15 protein-coding genes and 1 pseudogene are annotated in these 26,516 nt (G+C 39.8%); 3 read left to right on the forward strand and 13 right to left on the reverse strand.

What is annotated here, in order from left to right; translation table 11 throughout:
- The first annotated feature begins 20 nt into the window (after positions 1–20).
- Both RMX98_RS17795 and RMX98_RS17800 read left to right on the forward strand, forming a co-directional pair.
- Complete coding sequence (locus RMX98_RS17795) at positions 21–848, forward strand: serine protease (RefSeq protein WP_322678051.1); 828 nt, start codon at positions 21–23, stop codon at positions 846–848.
- Positions 845–2,461, forward strand: coding sequence for a trypsin-like peptidase domain-containing protein (locus RMX98_RS17800; protein ID WP_409881330.1), 1,617 nt, complete (start codon positions 845–847; stop codon positions 2,459–2,461). Before RMX98_RS17795 ends, RMX98_RS17800 begins: the two co-directional genes overlap by 4 nt.
- 26 nt (positions 2,462–2,487) lie before the next feature.
- Here the strand turns inward: RMX98_RS17800 and RMX98_RS17805 are convergent, their stop codons facing one another.
- The 6 genes from RMX98_RS17805 to RMX98_RS17830 all read right to left on the reverse strand — a co-directional run bounded on the left by RMX98_RS17805 (position 2,488) and on the right by RMX98_RS17830 (position 6,606).
- The gene (locus RMX98_RS17805) at positions 2,488–2,895 is read right to left on the reverse strand and encodes a type II toxin-antitoxin system VapC family toxin (protein ID WP_322678049.1); all 408 of its coding nucleotides are present in this window, start codon (positions 2,893–2,895) and stop codon (positions 2,488–2,490) included.
- The gene (locus RMX98_RS17810; protein ID WP_322678048.1) at positions 2,892–3,146 is read right to left on the reverse strand and encodes a hypothetical protein; all 255 of its coding nucleotides are present in this window, start codon (positions 3,144–3,146) and stop codon (positions 2,892–2,894) included. The genes RMX98_RS17805 and RMX98_RS17810 overlap by 4 nt, the downstream gene beginning before the upstream one ends.
- Before the next feature lie 66 nt (positions 3,147–3,212).
- Positions 3,213–3,458, reverse strand: a complete 246-nt coding sequence (locus RMX98_RS17815; protein ID WP_322678047.1) for a UPF0175 family protein — start codon at positions 3,456–3,458, stop codon at positions 3,213–3,215.
- 138 nt (positions 3,459–3,596) lie between these two features.
- Positions 3,597–5,000, reverse strand: a complete 1,404-nt coding sequence (locus tag RMX98_RS17820; RefSeq protein WP_322678046.1) for a protein kinase domain-containing protein — start codon at positions 4,998–5,000, stop codon at positions 3,597–3,599.
- A 312-nt stretch (positions 5,001–5,312) separates the two neighbouring features.
- Positions 5,313–5,480 (reverse strand): hypothetical protein, encoded by a 168-nt coding sequence (locus tag RMX98_RS17825; RefSeq protein WP_322678045.1) that lies wholly within the window; start codon positions 5,478–5,480, stop codon positions 5,313–5,315.
- A 166-nt stretch (positions 5,481–5,646) separates the two neighbouring features.
- The gene (locus RMX98_RS17830) at positions 5,647–6,606 is read right to left on the reverse strand and encodes an acyltransferase (RefSeq protein WP_322678044.1); all 960 of its coding nucleotides are present in this window, start codon (positions 6,604–6,606) and stop codon (positions 5,647–5,649) included.
- A gap of 348 nt (positions 6,607–6,954) precedes the next feature.
- Here RMX98_RS17830 and hetI point away from each other — a divergent pair, with 348 nt between their 5' ends.
- Complete coding sequence (gene hetI, locus RMX98_RS17835; protein ID WP_322678043.1) at positions 6,955–7,674, forward strand: 4'-phosphopantetheinyl transferase HetI; 720 nt, start codon at positions 6,955–6,957, stop codon at positions 7,672–7,674.
- Between the two features lie 57 nt (positions 7,675–7,731).
- Here the strand turns inward: hetI and RMX98_RS17840 are convergent, their stop codons facing one another.
- The 7 genes and pseudogenes from RMX98_RS17840 to RMX98_RS17870 all read right to left on the reverse strand — a co-directional run bounded on the left by RMX98_RS17840 (position 7,732) and on the right by RMX98_RS17870 (position 25,489).
- Positions 7,732–8,535 (reverse strand): SDR family oxidoreductase, encoded by an 804-nt coding sequence (locus RMX98_RS17840; RefSeq protein ID WP_322678042.1) that lies wholly within the window; start codon positions 8,533–8,535, stop codon positions 7,732–7,734.
- Between the two features lie 671 nt (positions 8,536–9,206).
- Positions 9,207–10,721 (reverse strand): thioester reductase domain-containing protein, encoded by a 1,515-nt coding sequence (locus RMX98_RS17845; protein WP_322678041.1) that lies wholly within the window; start codon positions 10,719–10,721, stop codon positions 9,207–9,209.
- Between the two features lie 2 nt (positions 10,722–10,723).
- Entirely contained in the window at positions 10,724–12,400 is a 1,677-nt protein-coding gene (locus RMX98_RS17850) for a PfaD family polyunsaturated fatty acid/polyketide biosynthesis protein (protein ID WP_322678040.1), read from the reverse strand.
- A gap of 235 nt (positions 12,401–12,635) precedes the next feature.
- Positions 12,636–17,384, reverse strand: a complete 4,749-nt coding sequence (locus RMX98_RS17855; RefSeq protein WP_322678039.1) for a PfaB family protein — start codon at positions 17,382–17,384, stop codon at positions 12,636–12,638.
- A gap of 187 nt (positions 17,385–17,571) precedes the next feature.
- Positions 17,572–19,299, reverse strand: a complete 1,728-nt coding sequence (locus RMX98_RS17860) for an SDR family NAD(P)-dependent oxidoreductase (RefSeq protein ID WP_322678038.1) — start codon at positions 19,297–19,299, stop codon at positions 17,572–17,574.
- A gap of 333 nt (positions 19,300–19,632) precedes the next feature.
- Positions 19,633–25,032 carry a polyketide synthase gene (locus RMX98_RS17865; protein WP_322678037.1) on the reverse strand — a complete coding sequence of 1,800 codons (5,400 nt, stop codon included), beginning with the start codon at positions 25,030–25,032 and terminating at the stop codon, positions 19,633–19,635.
- Between the two features lie 179 nt (positions 25,033–25,211).
- Positions 25,212–25,489, reverse strand: a pseudogene (locus RMX98_RS17870) (hypothetical protein).
- Between the last annotated feature and the right edge of the window lie 1,027 nt (positions 25,490–26,516).

Genomic DNA, 26,516 nt, shown 5'->3' on the forward strand with positions numbered 1-26,516 from the left:
TTTGGGGAGTTTACTATAAGATGAATTGGCAATGGTTAAGAAGCAGACTAGGGTATACAGTTTGCTTACTGATTTGTCTTGGTGGTATTTCGTTAGCATTGCCAAGACAGCAAAGCATTTCTGGTGAGATTACCAGACTTTCTCGGACATCAACTTCCCTTTCGCTAGAGCAATTGCAACAATTAGCGAAGAAAATCACTGTCAAAATATCTGCAAAAGAGTTACTAGGTTCAGGTACTCTACTACAGCGAGAAGGACAAATTTATACAATAATCACTAATGCTCACGTTCTGAGAGCAGCTAAACCTCCCTATCAAATTCAAACAGCAGATGGACATATTTATCAAGCTTCTGTCTTGCAGGTTGTGGAATTACAGCAGGATGATTTGGCTGTGTTGCAATTTCGTAGCCCTGATATAGTTTATACAGTTGCTGATGTCAAAGATGCGTGTAACTTGCAGCTTGGGGATGAGGTGTTTGTGGGTGGATTTACATCTAATGTGACTAATCAAAAGCTGTCTAGCCAAGCAGAAAAAATCTTCAATAATCAGTTTGTGTTTACCTCTGGTAAAGTATCTTTATTGCTAGATAAGGCTTTAGAGCAAGGCTACCAAATTGGGTATACCAACGATGTCCGTAAAGGAATGAGTGGAGCGCCATTGCTAAATATACATGGTGAAGTTGTGGGTATAAATAGTTTGCACAAAGACCCAATTTGGAATACACCGGAAGTATATCAAGATGGTTCCCAGCCTGAGCAAAATTTGCAAGAATTAATTACACGTTCTAGTATGGCTGTACCCATTAGGAAAGAAATTTTGCAAAATGATATTGAGGGTAAATCATGAGGTTTGCAGGTGGACTTTCGGCAGTATTATTGGGTATAGCAATTGTCATTGTGCAACCAGTAGCTACAGCGTTGACACCCTCAGAAGTTAGTGAAATTGCTAAACAAATTACAGTCCGCATTGATGGTGCAAATATTGGCTCTGGGGTAATTATTGAGCATCAAGGTAATGTTTATAATGTTGTCACTTGCTGGCACGTAGTCCAACTCAAAGGTAGCTATACAGTTCAGACACCAGATGGTAAAAAATATACATTCAATAATAGCCAAGTAAAGCGATTTCCTGGCGTTGATTTGGCGGTTTTTCAGTTTACGAGTAACGAAAATTATCGTGTAGCCGAAAAGGGCAATTCTGACCAAGTAGCATTAGGTACAAGTATTTCTGTAGCAGGTTATCCCCAAGGAACATCAGACATGGATTTTCGTAGGGGTGCAATTTCGCGTCTGGTGACAAACCCAAAGGATGGTTACGCCTTTGTGTATGACATAGGTGGTTTTCCGGGGATGAGTGGGGGAGCAATACTGGATGAGCAGGGTAAATTAGTCGGGATTCATGGACGCGCTACAACTCGCCCAGATACGAATGCTGTTACTGTGTTGGGTATTCCGTTGAAGACTTATTTGAGTCTTGCCTCATCTGCACAACCACCAGCTATTACTTCACCACCTGAAAATACAGCTAGTAAATTTATTTTTGCAAAGACTTTGACTGGACATTCCACAAAGGTGATTAAAATAAGTGACACTTATTCATACATCGAAGGAAGAGTTTATTCAGTCGCAATTAGCGCAGATGGAAAAACTTTAACCAGTGGTAGTGGTGACGGTACTATCAAAATATGGAATCTCGCCACTGGACAAGAAATTCGTACCTTCAAAGGTCATTCTGATGAAGTTACTTCAGTTGCCTTTAGTCCAGATGGCAGAACTTTAGCTAGTGGTAGTTTGGACAAAACCATCAAAATCTGGAACCCTAATACAGGGAAAGTACTTCGTATCCTCCAAGGTAATTCTCGGAGGGTTCATTCAATTGCCATTAGTCCAGATGGTAAAACTTTGGCTACTGGTGGTTGGGGAGATACTATCAACATTTGGAATATCGCCACAGGGCAAGGAATTACTAACCTCGATATGAGGGGTGAGTGGATTGAGCCAGTCGCTTTTAGCCCAGATAGCAGAACTTTAGCTGCTGGTATATCTGATGGTCGTATCATAATCTGGAATGCCGCCTCAGGGAAAGTAATTCGTACTCTCGATAGTCACTATGGGGTTAATTCAGTCGCCTTTAGTCCAGATGGCAGAACTTTAGCTGGTAGCGGTACGAACAATACTATCAAAATATGGAATCTCGCCACAGGGCAAGAAATTCGTACCTTCAAAGGTCATTCTGATGAAGTTAATTCAGTTGCGTTTAGCCCAGATGGCAGAACTTTAGCTAGTGGTAGTAATGACGCGACTATCAAAATCTGGAATATAGCCACAGGGCAAGAAGAAATTGCTACTCTCAATGGTCATTCTAAGCGGGTTAATTCAGTTGCGTTTAGTCCAGATGGCAGAACTTTAGCTAGTGGTAGTGATGACGCGACTATCAAAATTTGGCGGCTGTCTGAGTAGCTATTTTCTACTGCAATAACTGATTTTCACGGAACGACCTCAAATGCTTGATTGCCATAAAGTCGATATATTTGAAAATCCCTGTCTAGTGTGAAAATTTTTCTCTGATTTAAAGATTCAGCAGTAGCCACCAAGGAAGCGTCTCCTAAATCCATTGGTGTATCTTGATATTGCTCCATCAGCACTTGCATTCTCTGTTGGTCTTCTATAGTGTTAGTATGCAGTATAAGAATTTGATCAGCAACATAACCCCATAATTCTTGTTGTGCTAACCAGCCACCATACCGACTTAGTAGATACATTGCTTCTGTAAAACAAGACCAAGTTGTCACAAGCGGTGCAGATAGCTGAGGTAAAATATCTAGACAACGCTGGTGATTAGAATCATTTCTGTTAATTAGAGCAATCAGGGCAGAGGCATCACAAATAATCACTGATTTAATGTTGAAGAATTATACTGATTTTCTAGTAATTCAGCAAAAGCCTCTCCTGTACGCTCAGATAAATTGGATGGTTGAAAATGAACTTTTCCCACTCTTCCTTCCAACCGCTTGGCTAAGTTTTCTTCTACTAGCTGACTAGCCGTTTCACCAGTCAAAATTGTCAGCCTCACTCTTTGTCCGGCAAATTCAGAGGCGTGTTGCATAATTTCTTCCCAAGTCCCTTCAAAAGCCTGCTGTGTCATAATTAATCTCTATACTGGTTTATTAGGTAATAAGTATTATGTTACCACTGCTATTTATTCAAATGTTTACAATTTTCCTGCCTTAATATCCTGGGCTAAATCTGCTTCATTATAATGACGTTCAATTTTATATTGCCCCAAAATCTGCTGAAATTCCCAGACAGATAAGTTAGCTAAGTGACGCGCTTGAGCAAAAGTAAAAATATTTTGTGCATATAACTGTAGGGCTAGTTCTTGACGAATAGCCTGTTCACCTTGATTTAAAGAATCAGATGATATCTGCAAATTGATTGGCTGAATAAATGAATTCATGACAAAAAAGCCTCTGCTGTACCCTTGGATAAATTGGATGGATAAAAATTAATTAGGTTATAATTATAACTAATAAACTTCGATGTATTATCTTTTCTTGATAATGTCATCATAAATTTTGACTGCAAATTACTCAATTTATTCAACCTTAATTTTAAATGAATTAATCATTTTTTCCACTAATTCTAAATACTTATTATATTCTTTTTCCTCAGCAGTATAACTAATAAAATATGCTTTGCCATTTCTGACTGTGCCAATTTCCATCACTTTCAGCTTACATTGTCCGTCTTGGCGGGTATAGGTTAATTTATAAGCATTAAAGTTTGATAACGTTGTTGATGGTTGAGAATCATCTTTAACTTGTTGATTTGGATTATTCTTTTTGATTTTTTGAATCGCCGAATTTTTATATTCTTCTAGAGATAACAATTGCTGAGGTAACTCATTAATATTAACTATTATTTCTAAGGTACAAAAATCTACCTGATTTTGATTTTTAGGAATAAATTTAATCACCTCGCTGTCAATATCATTGCTAGGTGGTTTTATTGGTTGCCAGTTGTCTGATGGATATTTAATTGTGATGCCACGCTCTTCGGAAGTTGAAAGTGTTGGTTTGGGGTTAATAAATTGGTATAAAATCCATAAAATTAAAAGAGTAATTATTGCTACTGCACTCACACTTAGCCAAAGTTTCCGCGATCGCGGTTTAGGTGATAGTGTTTTGATAGCTTGCAATACTTCATTTGCTGAACCATAACGCTGGCGGTAGTCATATAGAACCATTTTATCGATGATATTTGCTAGTTTAGGGCTAACTTGAGCGTGTGTGCGCCAGACAATCTCCCCTGTTTGTGAATCTGTCGGTAGTCCTACAGGGTAAGGATTTATCCCCGTTAATGCTTGAATGGCAATGATTCCCACTGCATAAATATCACTGTGGAAAGTCGGTTTACCTTTTACTTGTTCAGCAGGCATATAACCAGGAGTGCCAATAGCAACAGTCAAAGTCGTCTTTCCTTGAGGATTTATAACCTGAGTACTAACTTCTTTAACTGCACCAAAATCAATTAAAACAATTTTGCCATCAGAGCGCCGGCGGAGAATATTCGAGGGTTTAATATCCCGATGAATTAAGTTCTGTTGATGAACAAAAGCCAAAACTTCTAAGATATCCTGTAAAAGTTTAATGACTGTAGCTTCACTCAGTTGTTCACCTGAGATTAATTCTTGAGTTAAGTCGTGACCTTCTATATATTCCTGTACTAAATAAAATTCTTGGTTTTCTGGAAAGAACGCCAGCAGGCGGGGAATTTGGTCGTGATGTCCTAACCGTTCTAGCTTTTCGGCTTCGGTGTCAAACAATCTTTTAGCAATTGTCAAAGTATTTGGGTCGCTGGACATTGGTTTAAACTGCTTGACGATACATTGAGGATTCCCTGGTCGTCTGATGTCAATGGCTGTGAAAGTAACTCCAAATCCACCTTTGCCAAATTGATTTAGAATTTGGTAGCATCCACCGATAATTTGACCTATCATCCCAGTCACCCCAGTCACCAATGTATCCTGCAATTTTTATACCATTTATCCCCGGAATTACTAAAAATAGTTTATCCAATAGATTTGTTTCCCACCCAGTATGGCGGCCATGTTGGCTATTTGAGTAGTAAAAATTGTCAGCGTCAAGTAAACGATTCTGATCCTTAGTGGGCATGGAATCGGGTTTTAGAATGGTTAGAGCAACAACGAATAGAGTAATAAGCGAGACGATATTCTAGTTGTAGGATACTCGACAGATGGAGTCGTATTACTTGGAAGCCCAAAATAGAGAAGATGGTATTGACCCAGAAGCTACCACAATATTATTGGTAAACCAGCAATGACAGAAGCAATACCTGTCCAGAGAGTAAAGCGCTCAATATCTACTTCATCCAAAGCAACGCTCATTTGCTTAATTGCTAATAGCAGCATTACCAGTAGCAGGACAAAAAAGGCAAAGTATTGCAAATTAATGATCATTCATCCTCACTACGTTCTACAAAAAAGTAACTCTAATAAGTTTTTAACAAGCTTTGGCAATATTTTTTTGTTCCAGATCTAACACTTTTTGATAAAAAATATTTTTCGGTGATAGAGATATCTACTTCAGATAGCCAAATCATGGTTTCATAACCAACCGCCTCATTTATTGATTTCTAATTTTTTTACGCCAAGCAATTACTGGCTTTTCAAAAACGAAAAAACCTATTGCTGAAAGAAATATAGAAAATAATAGCATTAACAAAATCCATTTTAATTTCCAGGTTACTCCTAGTTTCTCAAACTCAAAAATAACTAAATAATGAGATAAAAATAATCCGTAAGAGAGGTTGCCAAAGAAGTCATCAAAATATGTTCTTGGAATTTTTATTAACAAAGATATAATTATTATTCCTAATATTAATCCTATCAATACTTCTTGATTATAGGGCAATATTAAAGGAGGATATAAAAAAGTTCCTGCCAATAATAAACAAGAAAAAATTAATGTGTACTTTACTGGCTGATTTGTTCTAATATCTTTATTTTTGTATAAAAAGCTACCACAAAGAAACATAAATATTGTTCCAAATATTAATCTATAGCCAAAATAATCTGTGTGAATAATTCCTAGATAAGCCAGCAAAAAAACTATATATGATAACATGAAACAAATTTTTTGTAATTTATATATTAAAAAAAAAGGAATTAAAATATAAAAACATCCTTCAAGACCTAGCGACCATGCAGGTGGAATAATCATAAATTTATCTCCTACCCAAGGAATCATATAAAATCCCATAGGTATGATCAAAAGATTTTGTAATAAACCAATTTCTGTAGGTTTACTAAGATAGTGAGAGTTTAATCCAAACACAGAATAAATAATTAAAACTGCTATTATGTTAAATAAATACTGTGGATAAATTCTCAAAATTCGATCGAGATAGAACCAAACAATTTTTTTAGGCTCTAAATAATTTTTATATATCAAAGCTGTCATTACATATCCACTTATAATCAAAAATGATATTACAGCTATTACTCCAGGGTTTAAACCGTTTATAAGTACTCCTGTATGGCTTATGGCAACAAAGATTGATAACACGAAACGATAGATTCCCATTAGATATCTCCAAAAATAAAATTACGTAGTATTATTTTAGTATAATTAGTGAACAGTTTTTTGAGAGGAAGTGTGAATTATTAAACTATATAAAAACACTAAATTAACCAAGCATTTGATTTGGCTGAAGATGAATATTTTAAACAATTATTAAGTCAAAGTGATGCACTTAATATCAACAGAAAAATTATAAATTGAGAGTGATAAAATTAGACTTAATGAAAAATTGGCTTGTTGCTTATTTTTACGTTGACAGCAGGTAGAGAACGTTGTAAAAATTTGGTACGACAGCAAGAAGATTCTAGCCGGAGAAGAAACATAAATCTTACTTTACCTAAATAGATTATCATGACTGCTATTGAGCATCTCTGGCTACCTGCACCGACAGATGTAACTTTGTTACCGGATGAGATTCATGTCTGGCGCATAGACCTTGAACAACCAGAAACACAACTACAAAATTTAGCAGCAACTCTTTCCAGTGACGAAATGGCTCGTGCTGAACGGTTCTATTTTCAGGAACATCGGCAGCGTTTCATTGCTGGTCGCGGTATTCTCCGAACTATATTAGGTCGCTATTTGGATGTCCAACCCCGACAAGTGCAGTTTAATTATCAACAGCGTGGTAAACCAATATTAGCAGATACATTTGCCGATAGTGGACTGGCATTTAACTTGTCTCACTCCCAAGGATTGGGTTTGTGTGCGGTGAATTGTACTCGCCCAATTGGTGTAGACCTAGAATATATTCGCCCAATGTCTGATTTAGAAGCTCTTGCCAAACGGTTCTTTTTACCGAGAGAATATGAAATGTTGCGATCGCTATCTCCCAACCAACAGCAAGAGGTATTTTTCCGTTACTGGACTTGTAAGGAAGCTTATTTAAAAGCAACTGGAGACGGATTATCTCAGTTAGAGCAAGTTGAAGTGTCGCTGACTCCTACAGAACCAGCCAAGTTACAGATATCTGAAGACTGGAGTCTTTTTGAACTAGTACCTGCAAACAATTATGTTGCTGCCGTTGCTGTAGAGAATTTTGGCTGGAATTTGAAGTGTTGGCAGTATTAATCCTAGTCATTAGTCATTAATTAAGTTACTTATTCTCCCCTGCCTCCTCTGCTCCCCCTACTTATCTTCCTGCATATTTCTCACAATTTTTGTCACCAGGTTCCTGGGTACAAATCTGACGCATTTTGCCAGTAGTTTATTCATAAAACCAGGAATGACAATGGTTTTGCCCTTCATTAAGGCGTGAAAACCAATTTCGGCTACTGTTTGTGCATCCATCATCTTTTTGCCCTTGAGCAACTTAGAGTTAGCCATTCCCGTTCTTTCATGAAAGCCAGATTCTGTTGAGCCTGGGCAAAGAACTGTCACAGTGACACCTGTACCTTCTAATTCATTAGCGATCGCTTCCGAAAAAGATAAGATATAAGCTTTAGTAGCAAAATAAACTGCCATCAAAGGCCCAGGTTGAAAAGCAGCAGCCGAGGCGACGTTTAAGATTTTGCCTTCACCTTGTTTTACCATGTGCTTCACGAATAGCTTAGTTAAATGGGTGAGGCACACCAAATTTACCTGTAGCATTTCCAATTCAGTAGCTAGGTCTGTTTCGTGAAATAATCCATAGATACCAAATCCAGCATTATTTACCAGCACATCAATATTAATATCGGCGAGTTGCAACTCCGTGAAAATTTCTTCAGGAGCAGTTGATATAGATAAATCCTTAACAATAGTTTTGACAAGATTTCCGAATTTTTTTTGGAATTTAGCTGCAATCTCTACTAGCTTTAGTCCGTTTCTGTCTACTAAGACTAGATTGTAATCATGAGCAGCAAAAATACAGGCTAATTCGTAGCCAATTCCACCGGCTGCCCCAGTAATAAGAGCAGTTTGTTTGCTCTGATATCGATGTGTTCTGTTCATGTAAGAATGTTGGTGAATTCAACTTGATGAAGCTGCGTTGCATTTACAGTCGTTCTCGTTCTACAATTAAGTACGCGTAATATCTGAACCGACGATAAACGTCTTAAGTTATTACCCTTTCAAATGCTTGGGTGATGGCTTAGATAGATGTGTCTGTCCAAACGCAAATTTAGGATTTATGCATCGAATAAGTGGGGCATTAAAGAAGTTTAGTGATTTTAAATTCCTAGCGCTACCCTTGGATTACTCACAACAGCCAGCAGTTAAAATCAAACTTTTATGCCCGACACTAACCATTCTATCCTCGATTGCTTCTGTCAAGAGGTGAATACTAAAAATTTACATTATTGAGCATAAAAAAACAGGGCAACTAACTATATTGCCACTGTTAGTATATGAGTTGTTGCTGGCATCTGGAATATTGGCTATTCAGTAATACTGTGTTGTAAAAAACATGAACTAAAAAATATTTTGTAGGATGTGTTACGGTTTCCGTAACGCACCGAAAGTATCGGGAATAGTGCGTTACGTTCTTAACACATCCTACTGGCATGTCTAGACTAAAATAGTGCGTTAAGGAATGGGCTTTGAACTTTATAAATTCGATGTTTTTACCGCTAATCTATTGCAACATTTTAGCCTTGACACGCTACTACGCAATTTATGAATTACTAAGCGATATTCAAGAAACCGCTTTGAATCAAATAAGCTGTATAAGTCATAAACAATTGAGAATCAATTGGAGGACAAGCAATAGAACTACCCGCCAATGCATGAAGAGTATCCTGGCAGCTAATATGTGGTCTTCTAGCTTGTAAATACAAATCAGGAATAGTCAGTTGTTCATCAGACCAACGTTCCAGCAAAAATGGCCGCAGAGTGTACAAAGGATTGTCCGCAGAAGTTACATTGTTGATTAACTCAGATTGCCATTTTTCATAAGGAATCATTTCAACTGAATAACCAAAAGAGCGTATCCACTCAACTAGTATTTTCAAAGAAACAGGTTGAGGATGTTGTAAATTAAAAGCTTTACCTATGGATTCTTTCTGCCGTGATAGATAAACGATCGCTTTACTTACATAGTCCACAGGTGACATATCCAACATATAATCTACATCAGGGAAATATCCCATTTGTAGACAACCTTTGGTCATCAAATTGATAAAGTCATGAGTGTTACAAATGCCTGTTTTGCTATCACCTGAAATCAGTGGTGGTCTATGAATAGTTACAGGCAGTCCACGGTCACGAGCAATTTTAACTAACTTTTCGGCTACCCATTTAGTTTGAGAGTAACCAAGATAAATACCTTGCCAATGATTGAATTCATCCTGTTCTTTGACAACCTTGCCAGCATAAGCCGTGGATTCAAAAACAGCCACACTAGAAACGTAATGTACAGGCTTGACTTTAATTTGACAAGCCAATCTCAGAACTTCTTGGGTTCCTAAAACATTAGCAGCTTTCAGTGCTGAGTATGGAAAAACATAATTCAACAAAGCACCGCTATGATAGATAGTATCAATATTGGTAGCTAAAATTTGAAACTGTTCAGAGCCAACACCTAACAATGGCAGAGATAAATCACCGACAATCGGAATAATTCTGGAGCTAAATTCTTCCTGCCAAATTGCATATTGTTGCAAATTATTTTGGAGTTTGCTTTTGCCTTCTTCGGCATTAGCAGCACGTACTAAGCAATAGATATCCGCATTAGTTTCCTGTAGCAATTCGCGGATGAGAAAAGCTCCTAAAAAGCCCGTTCCTCCAGTTAAAAAGATATTCTTGGGTTCACCCACAAGCACATTAGATGCGGCACCGGGATTGATGGTAGGGTCAAGAACAGCCTCGGCACTTAAATCTAGAATTGAGGGTGCAGCGTTGGCATTAGAGGCTACTACCTTTGTATCTTGAATTGGCGAACCATCTTGCACTTCTTCAGCTAAACGCTGTGAAAGAGCTTCAATATTTGGATAATGCCACAGCAGCAACGGAGAGGGTTGAAATCCTAGCAACTTTTCTAAGTTACTTACTAGAATCATTGCTTGGGCTGAGTCTAACCCATAGTTTTCTAAATGTTCTTTGACATCTATTTCATCAGTTGCTACGTTTAGCAATTTAGCTAAGTTAGATACCAAAAATATTTGAATATCGTCTGCTGTGAAAGACTGTTTTATAGTCATTTTTAAATCTCCAACAATGATGTAGAACGAACAGGGTGATATTGACTGTAATAATCGGAAGCTTGCAGCCCTTGAATTTTCAAATTTTGAACGCGATACAAAAAGGCTGCACCAGTCATAATTTGATTAGCAACATCAACTACACCACGATTATTTGGTTCAGACAGGTAGGAACCGCGTACCCAGTCATTGAAACCGCCCATTGCCGGGCCACACCAAATTTGATAATCGACTTCTCTACCTTTTTCACCAGAACTAGACCAGCGAGAAGATAATCCTAGATACCAGCGAAAAATCAACGCCATTTTTAGTTTAGGATTATTAACTGCTTTCCCAAGTTTCTCAGGATTCTTTTGAGACAAATAAGCCGCAGTTCCTTCCCATACTTCGGCAATAGTTTTGCGAAAAACTTGTTTTTCTAATTTCTCTCTTTCTGCAAGGGGGATGCTTTCAATGGAATCATAGGCGCGATAGAGTTCAAATAATTTCTGCGCTCGCATGGGGAACATTGTACCCCGTTTGAGAACTTGCAATTTGACTCCCATTTCAAACATATCTGCTGCTGGAGCCATTATCATATCAGCCATTTCTGCTTGAGCTAGTAACTTTTTGGTATGTTCACAAGCCCCAGATTCAACGCATGATTGATTAATGGAACCGGTCATTATATAAGCAGCACCCATCATGAAAGCTGCTAATGCTGATTGTGGTGTCCCAATTCCCCCTGCAACGCCGATTCTAATGGGTGTTTGGTAATGATATTGTGCTTGAACTTCATCCCGCAAGGCAATAATAGAAGGTAACACACAAACCAGGGGACGGTTATCTGTATGACCTCCAGAATCAGCCTCGACGGTAATATCATCAGCCATTGGGACTTTGGCTGCAAGAGTTGCTTGTAACTCAGTAATTAACCCTTGTTGCAGAAGTTCTTTGATAATTCTGGCCGGTGCTGGTTGCATAAATTTAGTAGCAACTTCTCGGCGAGAAATTTTGGCAATGACTTTATTTTTGATTTCAATTTGATTGGCACTATTCAATCCCAATCCAGCAACACGATAATAAACAATGTTGGCAGTCAAGTCGAGAAATGCAGATGCTTCTACTGTTCTCACTTGATATTTGAGATATAAATCTACAGCACGGCGTTCAATCGCAGGTTCATTAGGACTATGAATTAAATTAAATGCATAAGGGCCTTGAGGTAAAGCTTGTTGAATGCGATTGATAGCTGCTTCCAAACGTTCTGGAGTTAAACCACCTGCACCAAAGGAACTCAAAATTTGCTCTTTTCCGAGTGCAATGACCATTTCTTCAGAGGCAATTCCGCCAGCCATTGCGCCAGTAACGTAGGCATATTTCACTCCATGAAAAGAGAGAAAATTCGGATCTCCAAATTGTTGAATGCGGATTGGGGCTGCAAATGTTAAGAGTTCTACTTGTGCTGTTGTGCCATTATCACCAGGGGATAAATAACCCTCATTAGTGACACCGATTTTTCCGGCAACTTTCACGATGTAGCAGGGTTTATTTAACACCATCAATTTATCTTTGATGGTTTGTTTTTCAAAAGATACAGTTTCTAAAGAACCTTTCCAAACTTGGTTTTTGTTATAAGACCAGGTGGAGAAGTTCAGGCCATTATCGTGTTTACTTAGTACCGTATCTACGGTTGTCACGGCAGTTATCCCTCGGATTATACAAACAATGAATGATAAGGTTGAAGGTTGAAGGATGTAAACTCTTGGAAAAAGTTTTAATACGGTTTGGTTAGCTTGTTTATCACTTGAAGATCCCCCCAACCCCCCTTAAAAAGGGGGGCTATTTTCTTTATTCACCCCCTTTTTAAGGGGGTCGCCGTAGGCGGGGGGATCTTAACCGAATCATATTGACAGGAGTCTACATTTGGGATTATTAGGATTCGTCGTTAAGCAAGTTTTGGGCGCAAGCTAGTTGCAATTGAATTATTTCGCTCATTTGTTGACTGTAATCTTGTCTAGCTTGTAAGAAGGCAGTGTGTGCTTTAGTTATCTTTGAATTATTAGCATTGAGCTTTTGATACTGAGTCTTATTTAAATCGAACATGCTGATGATGCTACTAGTTTTTGGAGTGATGACAGGTGGCGAAGAAAGAGGATTTTGCTGCCCAATTGCGCTTGACTCAGAAGATTGTAATTGTTCTCTCGATTCAAAAACGTTATCAATGATATTTTTCGGTTTTACTTCTTCTAGCTGAGGCAAGATGTTAGAGGAATAAGTTTCTTCTGGGGTGATGTGGTTGGAAGTATTAAGAAAATCTGTGATTTCAGATTGTTGGAGATTAGGTATATCTGGATGCTGTATTTTGAAGCGTTCGCACTTAATATCCTCAACCAAATTTTCAACTAGTTTGCGATTTTCATCACTCAAAATTGTAGCAGCGATCGCTTTCCCACCCAAGGTAACTGTTCTCAATGTTGCTTTACTGGAATTAGCACTTTCTTGGGCTTTGCTATACAGTGGTGATAAATCCACATTCACCTGATGACTGAGTAATTTTGCTAATGCTTTGACCATTGCAGCATGGTCATCCATGCCTCTACGATTTAGAGAGACTGTGATATGTTCTTTGTTGCCGAGAATTTTATCAATCCATCGCGAACAGACATTACCAGCACCCGCTTCTAAAAATATTTTGACTCCATCACCGTAGACACGATTAACTAATTGCGGAAAATCAAGTTCTTGGCACAATCCTTTGGCGATGTTGTGGGCAATGGTATCTCTATCAAGTGTAATTGGCTGATAATCGGCGGCAGAATAAAACACAATCCCAGGAAGATTTTGTGATGGTAAGCTGTTTACCTTCTTGATTTCCTCGTACTGCGATCGCATCGCTTCACAATGTATCACATGGTCGAAGGGAGCAGGGAAGGCATTGCAACCTAAAGTCGCAATCACTCGCTTACAGGCGGCATCTTCACCAGCAATTAATACTTCTTCTGGTGTGTTGATTTGAGTTAAGTAGACGCGATTTTCATGTTTCAGGCATTCTCTAACTTGCGATGGAGTCGCCATGAGAACATAGGTATTCCAAAAATTGTTGTTTGGTGAATCTGTTAATCCCCAATATTCACGCACAGCATTTTTCGGCCCAGATAACTTGTCGCCAAATAGAGGTGATGAGTTTAAGGTGTTACTTCCACCTTCAAAATCACTCCAAACCCCTTGGGCAACCATCATACTAGTTTCACCCAAGCTATACCCAAATACAGATTGCGGCTTGACTTTAAAATCGTCTCGGAAAATTGCCGTCATGTATCTAGCAAAGGCGATTTCACTTTCAAACATTGCCAGTGAATCATCTAACAATTGCTTTTCGAGAGTTTCTAGTTGCCTAGTTGTCAATTTAGGTAAGCTTCTGGGATAAACTAACTTTTCAACATCGGCAGCCCGATTGTAGAGATTGTTACTTTTTAAATCCTCGAAAACTTTCGGAAATAAACGGAAGACAGTGCGACCAATGCCGATATAAGAATTGACTGCTGCGGGATAAACATAAGCAACTGCTCCAGTTTTACCCAATGGTTTCGCGGTGAAATAACTACCTATTGGTGTTTGCCAATCTGTGCCATTTTCAAAGGCATTATTTATACCTTTGCGGGCAGATTCAATTTCTTTGAGTAGTTCTTTGGTGTTACGTCCTGCGATTGATAAGACGTATTTTGGATCAGATTGCTGTTGAAAGGTAGCGAATGTTTGGCTGGCGGTAGCTGATAAAGAACAACTGGCTTCGATGGATTTTTGCAGATGGTTAAGTAAATCGGGTATAGTGGAGCGATCGCTAACTGCGATTGGAAACAGATGAAAAGGCATTTGTTGCAAATATCTGTTGTCGCGCTCCTCTTGGCTGGGTTCTTCCGATAAGATTAAATGGGCGTAACTTCCATCTATACCCATGCTATTAATTGCTGCTATTCTGCGTGTGCCGCCTTTATCGACAAACCAAGGTCTTGATTCCATCGCCACATAGAAGGGGCTACCTTCCCATACTTGCGGTGTTTTGACACCAGACCATTTTGGTGTGGCGGGAATATACCTGTAATAAAGACAGAGAGCGGTTTTAATTAAGCTAGCAATTCCCGATGCTGTATAGGTGTGGCCGATATTGGATTTGACGCTACCTAACGCACAGTGCAAACCATTACCTACCTTCGGATAAGCTTGCAATAAACCTGTGATTTCGGCTTCATCCTCCTGGGGAACGCCACTACCGAAGACTTCCACATAGTTAACCTCTGTGGGTTGAATCTCTGCCATTTGGAAAGCTTGTTTGCAGACATTACTGATAGCTGAAGCATCAGGTTTTACCGGAGTGTCACTCAAAGTAGAATTACCTTGTGCAAAACTCATGGCATCAATTACTGCATAGATGCGTTCATTATCTTCCTTAGCTTCTTCGTAGCGCTTGAGGACGACAGCACCCGCACCTTCGCCAACCGTCCAGCCATTAGCTTGTTGGTCGTAACCCAACGTATTTACACCCGTATTAATTGGGGCAAATTGGTTGCGGAACAAGACATTTTCCACACCACCGGCTAAATCTACTGCACCAACAACCACTGCATTAACTTCTCCCGTAGCGAGTAGCATTTGGGCAACTTCCAACGCTTTGAGGGCGGAATTTTCGCCAGCGCTGATGGTAAATGCAGGGCCAGTGAAATTCCACAAAGCAGAAATCCGACTCGCCATGATGTTGGCGATGTGACTGACATATTCGCCGATTTCTACTGGTTGGTGAATGCTATCTTTAACAATGGTTTCCAGTTGGGAAAGGTGTTCCGCAGGTAGAGAAATTCCTTGGTTGAGTAAGCCATCCTTAACTTGCCAAGATAGATTCCATCTTTGCTGTAGCTGATGCACAGAGAATTCTGTCTCGGCGGCGACAATCACAGCCACATTGCCACCCTCCTGTAGTTTCGCATCTTTCACGGCGCGATCGCTAACTTTCAGAAGCAACAATTGTTGTGGGTTTAATTTCTCTATTTCATTCGGTGGGATTTTGCACGATAAAGTATCGATTTCAAAATCTTTGATATATGCCCCTACTGGTGCTTTTCCATCTGCTAAACCGTACTCTTTCAGGACACTTTCTTGATTTTCTATCCCATGCCATCTTTGAGGCGGTAGAGAAGTAAAATGCTGTGTACCATCATAAATACTGCGTTCAAAAGCATCTAAACCATTGCAGCTACCAAAAAAGGCATCCATGCCGACAATAGCGACTTTGGTAGATGGAACAGGTGGAGTTGATTCAATTGATTCTGCTGTATTTCCTTGTTCTAAAATCAGATGAGAATTAGTGCCACCAAAACCGAAAGCGCTAATAGCTGCCCGTTTAATTGGTGCATTATTATTAGGCCATGCTGTAGCTTTTCTAACAATTTTATCGGCAGAAATTGTACCTTTTTCTGAAGTTAAAGGTTCCGAAACATTCATGGTTGCTGGAATTACACCATGAGACATACTCAAAATCACTTTAGTCAAGCCAACCATGCCAGCAGCAGTTAACAAGTGACCAGTATTGGCCTTAGCAGAACCCACTAGAGGCGCAGCTTGATGTTGACCAAAGAATGTTTCGATAGAATTGAATTCGGTTGTATCTCCTAATAATGTGCCAGTGGCGTGACACTCTAGATAATCGATGCTTTTTGGACTAAAATTCGCCTCATTGTAGGCTCGTTCAAAAGCTAAGGTTTGTCCTTTAGGATTCGGACTGAGTAAATGCTTCCCTTTGCCATCATTCGATAATCCATTACCGCAGATAGTAGCAAGAATATTATCGCCATCTCTAACGGCATCAGAATATCTTTTTAGCATCACCATCCCGACACCATCGGCGGGAATTAGACCTCTAGACGACTTATCTAAAGGGCGGCTGATGCCGTTTTCTGCATACCCTTGAACACCAGAAAATAACATCCGCACAAACAGGGAATCTGCACAACTTATGGCTCCAGCTAACATGACATCAGCTTTGTGTGACCATAAGTAATGAGATGCTAGTTTAATCGCGTAAAATGATGACGAGCAAGCAGCATCCAGACATAAATTAATCTGGGATAGAGATAAAGCTTGAGCTACGATAGATGCTGGTAAACCAGATATCATCGCATTGTATAAAGAGGCTTTAGTTGCTGTTGTGACAGCTAAATTAAAGTCTTCATACTGCAAAAACTCTCTAAGGACAGGGTTAATAGCTTGCTGGTAAATTGGAGAAAATAATTGATTAGATAATTTTGTTGGGAATGATAAATTACCTAAAATTACGCCACATTTTGCAAGGACAGTTTGATTACCCGAATAACCACTTTGTTCAATTGCTTGTTTAGCTGCATACAATGACCATTTGAAGGTGTTATCTAAGCTATCAACAAATTCTGATGGTAGATTGTATTCAGATGGATTAAACTGAAAGTTGCGGATGTATCCGCCTTTGAGTGAATAAGTTTTGTCTGGTGTACCTTTAACTGGATTGTGAAAGATTGTCGGATCTACTCCGATTTCTTCGACGGTTGCAGAGGATGTCGAATCTTTTTGATTAACGATGTTTTGCCAGTATTCTTCAGGATTCTTTGCATCGGGGAATAGGCATGATAATGCGATGATGGCTATTTTTTCCACGATTTATATGCTCCGAGTTTGGGTATTTAGCAAGAGATAATTAAAAGGCAGGATTTACGCTGTTCCCCAAACTTTGAACGAGGCACTTTATAGCAATCTAAGGTTTTGATAGTTTGTAGTAAGCACTTCAGTGCTTATATTAAGAAGGACTAAAGTCCTTACTACGAACTTTAAACTTGACCAATTACTAGCTTCTGAGCATTTTCATTGACCAAATAATGGCATGAGCGCCGAGCATTCGTGAATAGATTTTACCTTGGCGATCGTGTATGATAAAGTTGGCGATCGCACTACTTGGTGTCTTAAATAGTACTTCACAAGAAACGTAAAATGTTTCGTTATGTGGTATTGCTTCAAACTGTTCAAATTTTTCCACTTTTCCTGGTAAACAACCTTCTTGATGAAAGTGTTGTGTCCAAATCCATAAGGCGTGCATACTCAAGTCAGTTGTGTAAGGATTTACCCATTGCACCGGGAATTGTCCTTGTTGCTGTGGTGTGAGTTCTGGCCAAAGACATTCTGTAGTGATTTTTTCAGGACTGATGTTTAAAACTCTTTTAACTTCTTGAAAACCGGGGCCGTGAAATAATGTCGCCCCACCATTTTGGTAAAAAGCTTTTCCTGTCGCGGTGATAATGTTATCTGGTTCGAGATTGAGAGATTCATAAATGGGTGCATCTGGAATTTCACGCTGGAGATTGAGTTGAGCGCTAAAATGAAAATGGATTCTCCCTTCAGGGTTTTTACTCGAAATTTTGGCTTTAAGTTCGATTCTTTCAAGATTAACTTTAGAAATTTCTTCTATTTCTAAAATATGTTCCTTCGCTAATGTTTCATTGAAAGTAATCCCCTTTAAAACTTTAAAATCTTGGTAATTAAATAATCTATAACCAGGATATAATTGTTCAGAAGCATTGATAATCCAGGTCATTGCACAAGTTGCTGGTAAAACTGGAGAACCAGCAATCGTATGATCGTGCAAAAATGGATTAGCCTCTAATGTCATTTGGCGACGGATACGATGAGTTCGTAGTTCTGAATCTAACTCTGTAGCCATTGGAACTAATGGGCTACCAATCACAACTTGTGCAGTTGGATGATTGGCATTATCCATTTCTTTAACAAGCATTTGTGCCCCGGCTGCAATGGGAATTATCTCGATTTTTCGCTCTTGAAAAATCTTCTTTAATTCTGCTGTCACCATGCCACTATCCCAAGCGCCCCAGTTGATAGCGACTACATGACATGAGGGATAACTTTGCTTAAATATATGGGCTGATTTGTTCAGAATTTCATTTGCGATCGCATAATCAGATTGTCCGGGATTTCCGTAAAATCCTGTTACTGAAGAAAACAAAACTAAATGCTGAAGTTGATTAGGATTGACGCAATTTAGCAGGTTTTCTAAACCTTGAACTTTAGCGGTGTAAACCTTTTCAAAATCCTCTTCTGTTTTCTTTTCAATTAACTTATCAGCTAAGTTTCCCGCGCCGTGAATAATTCCGGTAATTGGGCCGAGATGTTGGACAGCAGTGGCAAGTTTTTCTTGTAAAGCTGACGTATCTGTAACATCGACGCTGATATATTCTGCTTTAGCTCCGGTTTTTTCAATTGCTGCTAGAGTCTTTTTAATCTCGCGGCTAGAGGTTATTTTGTTATATATTTTTTGCACATTTATGGGTGTAGGCTTCTCTCCTTGAGAAAGAAGATTTTCCATGATGCATTTTTTTAATGCGGATTCATCGGCATTTTGAGCGTAATTTGGCTCGGTTTCTAATAGTTCAGAGCGACCGAGGAGGATGAATTTGCAAGGTTGCTGTTGGGCTAATCTGATAGTACACTCAGCCGTAATCCCTTTTGCACCGCCGCTCACGACAAAGACAGATGATGGACTAAGCTGGGCTGTTTGTGTCATAAATCCTCTGGTATTAATTCGTAATTCGTAATACTTCGGCTACGCTCAGTACAAGTTCGCAATTCGTAATTAAGAGATGCTCTAGAAAGCTGGTTACAAGTTGTTTCCTATCTCTTCCTCTGTCTCCTCTGCGGTTCTTTGCCTCAGCTCGCTCGTAGCGAATCGACTCAAAACTTACTTTGCGTTCCTCTGCGCTTTACTCTGCGCCCCTTTGCGTTTAAACTTAAATCCTCAATTGTCCCCAAATTTACGAAACTCGTACTTAGATGTTGCTCACTAAAGGAAAATCTCACGCAGAGGCGCAGAAGCGCAGAGAGAAGAGAGAAGAGATTTTTAATCGGCGATGAGGGTAACTCGTCCTTGTGAGCCATACCCAACTTCACTTATATAAAGGTTGGGATCGTGGAGTTCGGCGATGATGTTTTGTACTGATTGTTTAGCATCAAGTCTGGGACTTAAATCGATCGCACGAGTAAACACCTTTGGCCATTCCCATCTGAGAGTTTTGCTTAATCCAAACAAACCAGCACCGATCGCACCGAAGTTGACTTTGTACTCTAAACCAAAGGCTCCATCAAGGTGAGCTACTGTGCAGAAACAACTACGTCCATGCTTTGCGGCTTCGTTTAGAGAAGGTTTCAGGTGTTTCGCCATCAAAAATACGTGCTTGACGATCGCCTTTTCTGATTCGTTATAAGAAATACTGCCGATGTGATTTCCTACAAACATTGGATGTAAGTGGATGAAGGCCCCAATCGTTCCGCAGTGAGATGCGATCGCTTGCAATTGTTGTTGCAGATGTTCTTCACTCAAGTTTGCTAAGGTGACGCGGGTTACTCCTGTGGGTAAAGGCGCTTGTTGAGCGATCAGCGATTGGGGGAAGCTGATAACTACTACTTTCCAGCCTTTCTCGATTAGGGATTCAGTTAATTTATAGGTGGTGAGGGAACCATCATCGGTGATTAAACCGATGTGTCCCTCTGGTAACGTGAAATCCAAATAATCGGGTTGTGCTAGGCTTCTGAGTTTGACGGGATGGCGCTGGATATTATGCTCTAATTCCGGTGGTTGTTGGACAAACTCAGGCTCAGACTTTTTTTTTTCACCTCCAGCCAACTGCTGTAGGTAATCGACTATTTGACCGATGGTGCGGAGGTCGCCGAGTTCTTCGATATTCGGCTTGGGTAAGTTGGGGTACATTCCTTGCATCGCCCCTAAGATTTCTACCCGTTTAATCGAGTCAATCCCTAAATCGGCTTCCATGTCCATTTCTAGTTCCAGCATCTCTACTGGATAGCCTGTCTTATCGCTGGTGATAGCTAACAGGGTTTCACCTAAGTCTGCAAATTCATCACTTGTAGCGGGAGCGGGAGCGGGTTCTGGTTCTGGGGTGAATGCAACAACTACGCTTGGTTCCGGTGCAGCGACTACCTCAACTACGGGTGCAGCCTCTACTGCAATCTCAGTTGCTTGTTGTACTTCGTGAACTGCAATTTCTACAGTAATACTTTTGGAAGCATGGGATTGCAGATACTTTACAACTTGACCGATGGTGCGTTTTTCTGACAGTTCTTCTAAATTCGGCTTGGGTAGGTTGGGGTACATTTCTTGTAGCGCCCCCAGGATTTCCACCCGTTTGATGGAGTCAATTCCTAAATCCGCCTCCATATCCATGTCCATTTCCAGCATCTCGACTGGGTAGCCCGTTTTGTCGCTGGTGATGGCTAACAGGTTTTTATCCAAGTCAACAATATCGATGGTTGCGCCAGGTACAGGTGCAGCAGTTGTGGGTGCTGGTTCTGGGGTGAAGGCAACAACTTCCTCGACTGGAGGTGCGCTAATTTTGACTACAACCTCAGCTTGAGGTTCTACTACTGGGACAGGTGGCTCTACTGTCTCGACAGTTCCGAAGTGGGGAGTAGGAAGTGGGGAGTAAGAAGTTTCAACTACAGGCTCTACAGCAGCCGAGAGAGGTTCTTGGGTAACATTTAAGCCATTTTTAGCTACAGGCTCAGTTACAGGCAAAGGCTGGCTTTCTACTATCTTGGTAGTAGCAGGTACGGGTGCATCAGTAACAGTTGTTTCTGTGGTGAACGGAGTGAAATTGCTGAGTTTCTCTGCTAGTTCGCTTACTCCCTCACCTGAGATGATTTGAGAATACTCTTGCTGGATGAGTTGGAAAAAGCTCTTAGTATATTCCAGTTGCTCTTGAAGATATTGCTCATGGATGCGTAGGGTTTCACCTTGTTGGGAATGAAACTGCATCATGCTACGCTCTAAGCTTTCCATGACAACTAGCTTCATTTTGGCAGTTTCGGCTGTTGATTTACTTTCGCTCAACAAGGAATTCTGCTGCTGCATCAATTGGAAAAACGCTTTGGCGTATTCCATTTGATGGTTGAGATAAGTACCGTGAACTTGTAAATTCTCAGCTTGATTTTCCTGGAACTGCGTCAGGAGGTATTCTAAACTTGCTAAAAGTTGTTCGTAATTTGTAAGCTTTTCTGGTGTTGGTTGCATCTTAGATTCCTGGACTGGTTGGGACAGGGTAACAGGATTCATCTGTTGCTCTGGCTGGGTGATGATATTAAATGTCACACCGTTCATGGCTGGGGTGGATTTTTTATGTCCGTTAGTCTCAATTACAGCCAGAGGTGGAGTTACACCTGGGCTGCTAAATAAGGGAGCCGCATCAGGATATTCGGGTGTAGGTAATGTGACTTGATGCCCATCTTGCAAAGCGAGAGCGAAGGCATTTTTCGTTTTTTCGGATCTGTAGTTTATTCCGTTTAAACGGACATTTAATGTCTTCTTAGTCTCAATTGGCGGGATGGTTTGGGGAAGTTGGTAAGGATCGAGGTTATTCAAAGCCATGCCTATCACCCGCAACTGCACAACTGCTTCCCGCAAAGAGCGATCGCTATTCTTTTGAGTGCTGGGGTTCAAAGATACGGTAATATGTGGGCGATCGCCAAGAATCTCTTTCACCAAGTTGCTAAGAATTCTTCTCGGCCCAAATTCCACAAAGCAAGTACCACCCGCCGCATAGATATTTTCAATTTCCTGCTTAAACAGCACTGAGTTAGAAAGGTGCGTTTCCAGAATCTTTTGAATACCTTGGGCTTCCTTGGGATACTGCTTACTGGTAACGTTGCTGTAAACAGGGATTTTGGGAGTTTGGAACTTGACAGACTTAGTAGCGATCGCAAAGGATTTCTGAGCAAAGGCGATTAGCGGTGTATGGAACGCTGCTGAAACAGGTAGCAATACAGCTGTATATCCTTTCTCATGTAAAGCCTCTTTGATTCTCGCTATTTCTGCGGTAGGCCCAGCCAAGACAAATTGAGTAGGAGAATTTTGATTAGCGATCGCAACTTGCGGAAAATGCCTCAGCACTGCTTCCACTTTGCTAATGTCTTCTTTGACAGCCAGCATACTACCCGCATCATGATCCGGATCTTCGGGTGCAGCCATTGCTTGACCCCTAGCTTTCACTAAGAACAAGTAATCTTCTGTACTCAAAACCCCCGCAGCCCATAGCGCTGTTAGTTCACCAAAGCTATGACCGGCAACAAAATCTGACTTAAATCCAGCTTGTTGCAGGATGCTGTACATCCCTGCACTCAACACCCCAATGGCTGGTTGAGCGTATTCTGTGCGTTGCAAGGCAGCAATTTGGACATTTTTTTCTGCCTCTCCAAACACAGGATGAGGAAAAACGATTTCTGAAAGTGGCTGCAAATTATCTTTGAGCAACAGGCTATCCATATAACCATGCAGACGGCGCATCAAAGGAAAATTCATCACCAGTTCGCGTCCCATTTCCAAGTATTGCGAACCTTGACCAGAAAATAGAGAGACAACTTTTCCGCCCAATTCCATACCAGAAGCACGGTAATAAATCCCTTGGGGATGTTCCCAAGATGCTGCTGTTCCTTTGAGTTTCAGCCAGTCAATGCTAGTTTGCAATAACTTGCAAGCTTCTTCGAGATTCTCAGCGACAAACCCGAATCGGGGAGCAGAGAGGGGAATTTGTGGCGATTTGCACTCATTGACTAATTGTGTGTAATGTGCATTACCTGATGGCGATCGCAACTTACCTAAAATCTCTTCCGATTTGCTCAACAATTGCTCTACTGTGGGAGCAAACAACAGCACTTCACTAGCACCACTGTGTAAGCGGTAAGCGGCGTTTTGGTCGGCTTCATATTCTTCCAAAACAACGTGATAGTTAGTGCCGCCAAAGCCAAAGGAACTGACACCTGCGCGTCTTGGTGCTTCCCCTTCTGGACGAATCCAAGGTCTAGTTTCGGTATTCAAATAAAAGGATGAATTTTTAATGTTGAGTTTGGGGTTTGGCTCGGTGATGTTAATTGTCGGTGGTAATACTTTGTGATGTAAAGCCAAAGCAGTTTTAATCAAACTTGCCGCACCCGCAGCCGCTTTTGTGTGTCCAATTTGCGATTTCACACTACCCAAAGCAATGTGCTGCTTTTTATCATCATGCACATCAAAGAAATCTTTTAAAGAACCGAATTCTGTCGGATCTCCAGCCATTGTACCTGTACCATGTGCTTCCATTAACCCAACAGTAGCGGGAGAGAAGCCGGCATCTTCATAAGCACGTTCTAAGGCTTTAACTTGACCTTCTTTGCGCGGAGCATAAATACTCTTGTAACGTCCATCGCTGGAAGTACCAATACCTTTAATTACGGCATATATTTTATCGTTGTCCCGTTCAGCATCTTCTAATCGTTTGAGAACCATCATGGCGATACCTTCACCCAGCATCATCCCATCGGATTTAGCATCGAAAGGTTTGACATTTTCACTAGGAGAAACCGCCGGTGTTTTGCTGAACGATATGTAAGCCATGATAGTGTTGTCGGTATCAACACCACCAGTTAGCATCATGTCAGAACGATGCTCAACTAGCTCACTAATTGCCATTTTTAAAGCACCAAAGGAACTAGCGCAAGCGGCATCAACTACGCAATTCATCCCGCCAAAGTTTAGGCGATTGGCAATTCTACCCGCGACTACGTTAGCTAACATTCCAGGGAAAGCGTTCTCATCCCACTTAACGTAAGCACTTTTGATTTTATCAACGATTTTTTGAGTATCTTCGTCAGATAAACCACTACTTTTGAGTGCTTTTTCCCAAATCGGATATTCCAACCTGGCAGAAAGTGGCATTCCTAATTGCTTGGCCATAGCCACGCCTAAGATTACCCCAACCATCTCGCGGTTAAATTCGCGTTTTTCGCCATAACCTGCATCTTCCATCGCTTCTTTTGCAACCACTAAACTTAATAGTTGCGATACATCTGTGACTTCTAAAATGCTGGGTGGTATGCCGAATTCCATCGGGTTAAAATCTACCTCTGGAAGAAACCCGCCTCTTTTACAATAGGTTTTATCTTCAGTAGTTCTAGGATTTGGATCGTAATAATCTTCAACGCTCCAGTGAGTCGAAGGAACATCAGTAATACAGTCAATTTTGTTTACTATATTTTGCCAGTATTCCCGCAAGTTTCTAGCTTGAGGCAATAAAGAAGCCATGCCAACAATGGCGATAGGATTGTGTTGTAATTGTCTGTTAATTTTGTTGATTGACACTGATTTATCTAACTTCATCTTTTTTCCCTCGATAGACTTAATTACAGCCTGTTCACAATTATTGATAAGGCTTTCTAACTCCGCTAAGGCAGTATCAATTGAATAAGCAGACATAGGGCATAGTGAGTACTGTGGATTGTGTAGCTACAGTAATTTCTGTTGCCTACTAATTAATGAAAAACTCTTGTTGTGCAACCAGTTAGCACCTCTGAAATCCTGGCGAAAAAGTAATTAGAATTATGCCAGGTAAAGCCTTATGTTTCTAGGTGACTTTGGTACACTGCGAAAAAATGTTATCCAACGCTAGACTTTTGCAATTGTGGTAATAAGTCAATGACGTTGTTAAAACTGGTAAAATAGTCTTGGAGTGTAATAGCTGCTTGACCAGTTAATTTAATCCATTTGTAATGGTAAAGATTTTGAGTAATGGTATCCTACTGGAGTGATGAAAACTGAGGAGTAGCGAAGAGAACAGAAACGTTTTTTCACCCGAAAGCTTTTGATTATCTAGCCTAACCACAGCAACATAGCTGTTGTTAATAGCAACGTTCTGTATCTTAATCAATGCCATAGCCAATTTCAACGTCCGGGATAATGTATTTTATGCTATTTGAACCAGCAAAGTTGACAAGTTCGTTACACAAAAGACACCACCTTGAATCCAAATTTATGCAAGTTGAAAAAGTAATTAAACGGGCAGACTGCGATGGTAAAGCAGTTATTTTTAGTTATTTTTAATTTCAAAATTTCAATTAAATAACTAGTTTGTTTAACCACTTTAAAGCATTGAATTAATAAAAACACTAACATACTTTACAGAAATTAAATCATTTCTTTAAAGTTATTTTATAAAGAAACGTCCACAATTACTGATGTTAAATTGCATAAAATTAAGCAAAAAAGTATAATTTGCCACTATATAAATGTGCCATATATTTTGTTATCTACGCATTAACCATAAATTTGTGCTGAATTAAGTTAACAATCTAAATCTGTTGTCTAGTAAGTAACAATTCACTGAATACATAGATAAACTGAATAACCATAAGTGTGTTTTCTCAGAGAAACATCATAATTGAGCCAAAGTTTTGGGTTATTTTTCAATATAAGTCAAGTTAAGAAGCAAAGCGGTTATTTATAAAGCAAATATTAATTTTTAGTATGTTACTTGATAAACATAATCATGATTGCATCAGTTAAAAAGACAGTTATAAAGCTGAAGCGGATAGAATCTGTGGCTACACAAATAAAGTCTGTCTCCACTGACTAAGAAAAATTAGTTATTTGAAACCTACGGAGATGGGTAAAGTCTTACGTAAACGCAGTTTCTTACCGTCGATTAATTATTATGAGCAAAATCAATAATAATGTCTTATACTACACAACCTTGCTAACAATAATCTGTTAGTAATATCAAATCTGCTTAACAATTAACTATTTATTGGTATTCAATTATCAGACAATATATTATTGATGAATATATCACCTCAGCATTTGATCCTACTAAAACCAAATATTGTAGTGAGAGAATCAAGATTTATGCAAAGTGAACCGATTGACAAAAATTATTTTTTAAGCCATAGTTAATGAAAAGTTTA

Source organism: Nostoc sp. DedQUE02, from assembly GCF_034531035.1.
Lineage (GTDB): Bacteria > Cyanobacteriota > Cyanobacteriia > Cyanobacteriales > Nostocaceae > Nostoc.

Coding starts and splice junctions, on each gene's coding strand:
- RMX98_RS17825 (WP_322678045.1), bottom strand. CDS start 5,480: ATGATCATTAATTTGCAATACTTTGCCTTTTTTGTCCTGCTACTGGTA.
- RMX98_RS17795 (WP_322678051.1), top strand. CDS start 21: ATGAATTGGCAATGGTTAAGAAGCAGACTAGGGTATACAGTTTGCTTA.
- RMX98_RS17810 (WP_322678048.1), bottom strand. CDS start 3,146: ATGACACAGCAGGCTTTTGAAGGGACTTGGGAAGAAATTATGCAACAC.
- RMX98_RS17830 (WP_322678044.1), bottom strand. CDS start 6,606: ATGGGAATCTATCGTTTCGTGTTATCAATCTTTGTTGCCATAAGCCAT.
- RMX98_RS17800 (WP_409881330.1), top strand. CDS start 845: ATGAGGTTTGCAGGTGGACTTTCGGCAGTATTATTGGGTATAGCAATT.
- RMX98_RS17815 (WP_322678047.1), bottom strand. CDS start 3,458: ATGAATTCATTTATTCAGCCAATCAATTTGCAGATATCATCTGATTCT.
- hetI (WP_322678043.1), top strand. CDS start 6,955: ATGACTGCTATTGAGCATCTCTGGCTACCTGCACCGACAGATGTAACT.
- RMX98_RS17860 (WP_322678038.1), bottom strand. CDS start 19,299: ATGACACAAACAGCCCAGCTTAGTCCATCATCTGTCTTTGTCGTGAGC.
- RMX98_RS17865 (WP_322678037.1), bottom strand. CDS start 25,032: ATGTCTGCTTATTCAATTGATACTGCCTTAGCGGAGTTAGAAAGCCTT.
- RMX98_RS17845 (WP_322678041.1), bottom strand. CDS start 10,721: ATGACTATAAAACAGTCTTTCACAGCAGACGATATTCAAATATTTTTG.
- RMX98_RS17820 (WP_322678046.1), bottom strand. CDS start 5,000: ATGATAGGTCAAATTATCGGTGGATGCTACCAAATTCTAAATCAATTT.
- RMX98_RS17840 (WP_322678042.1), bottom strand. CDS start 8,535: ATGAACAGAACACATCGATATCAGAGCAAACAAACTGCTCTTATTACT.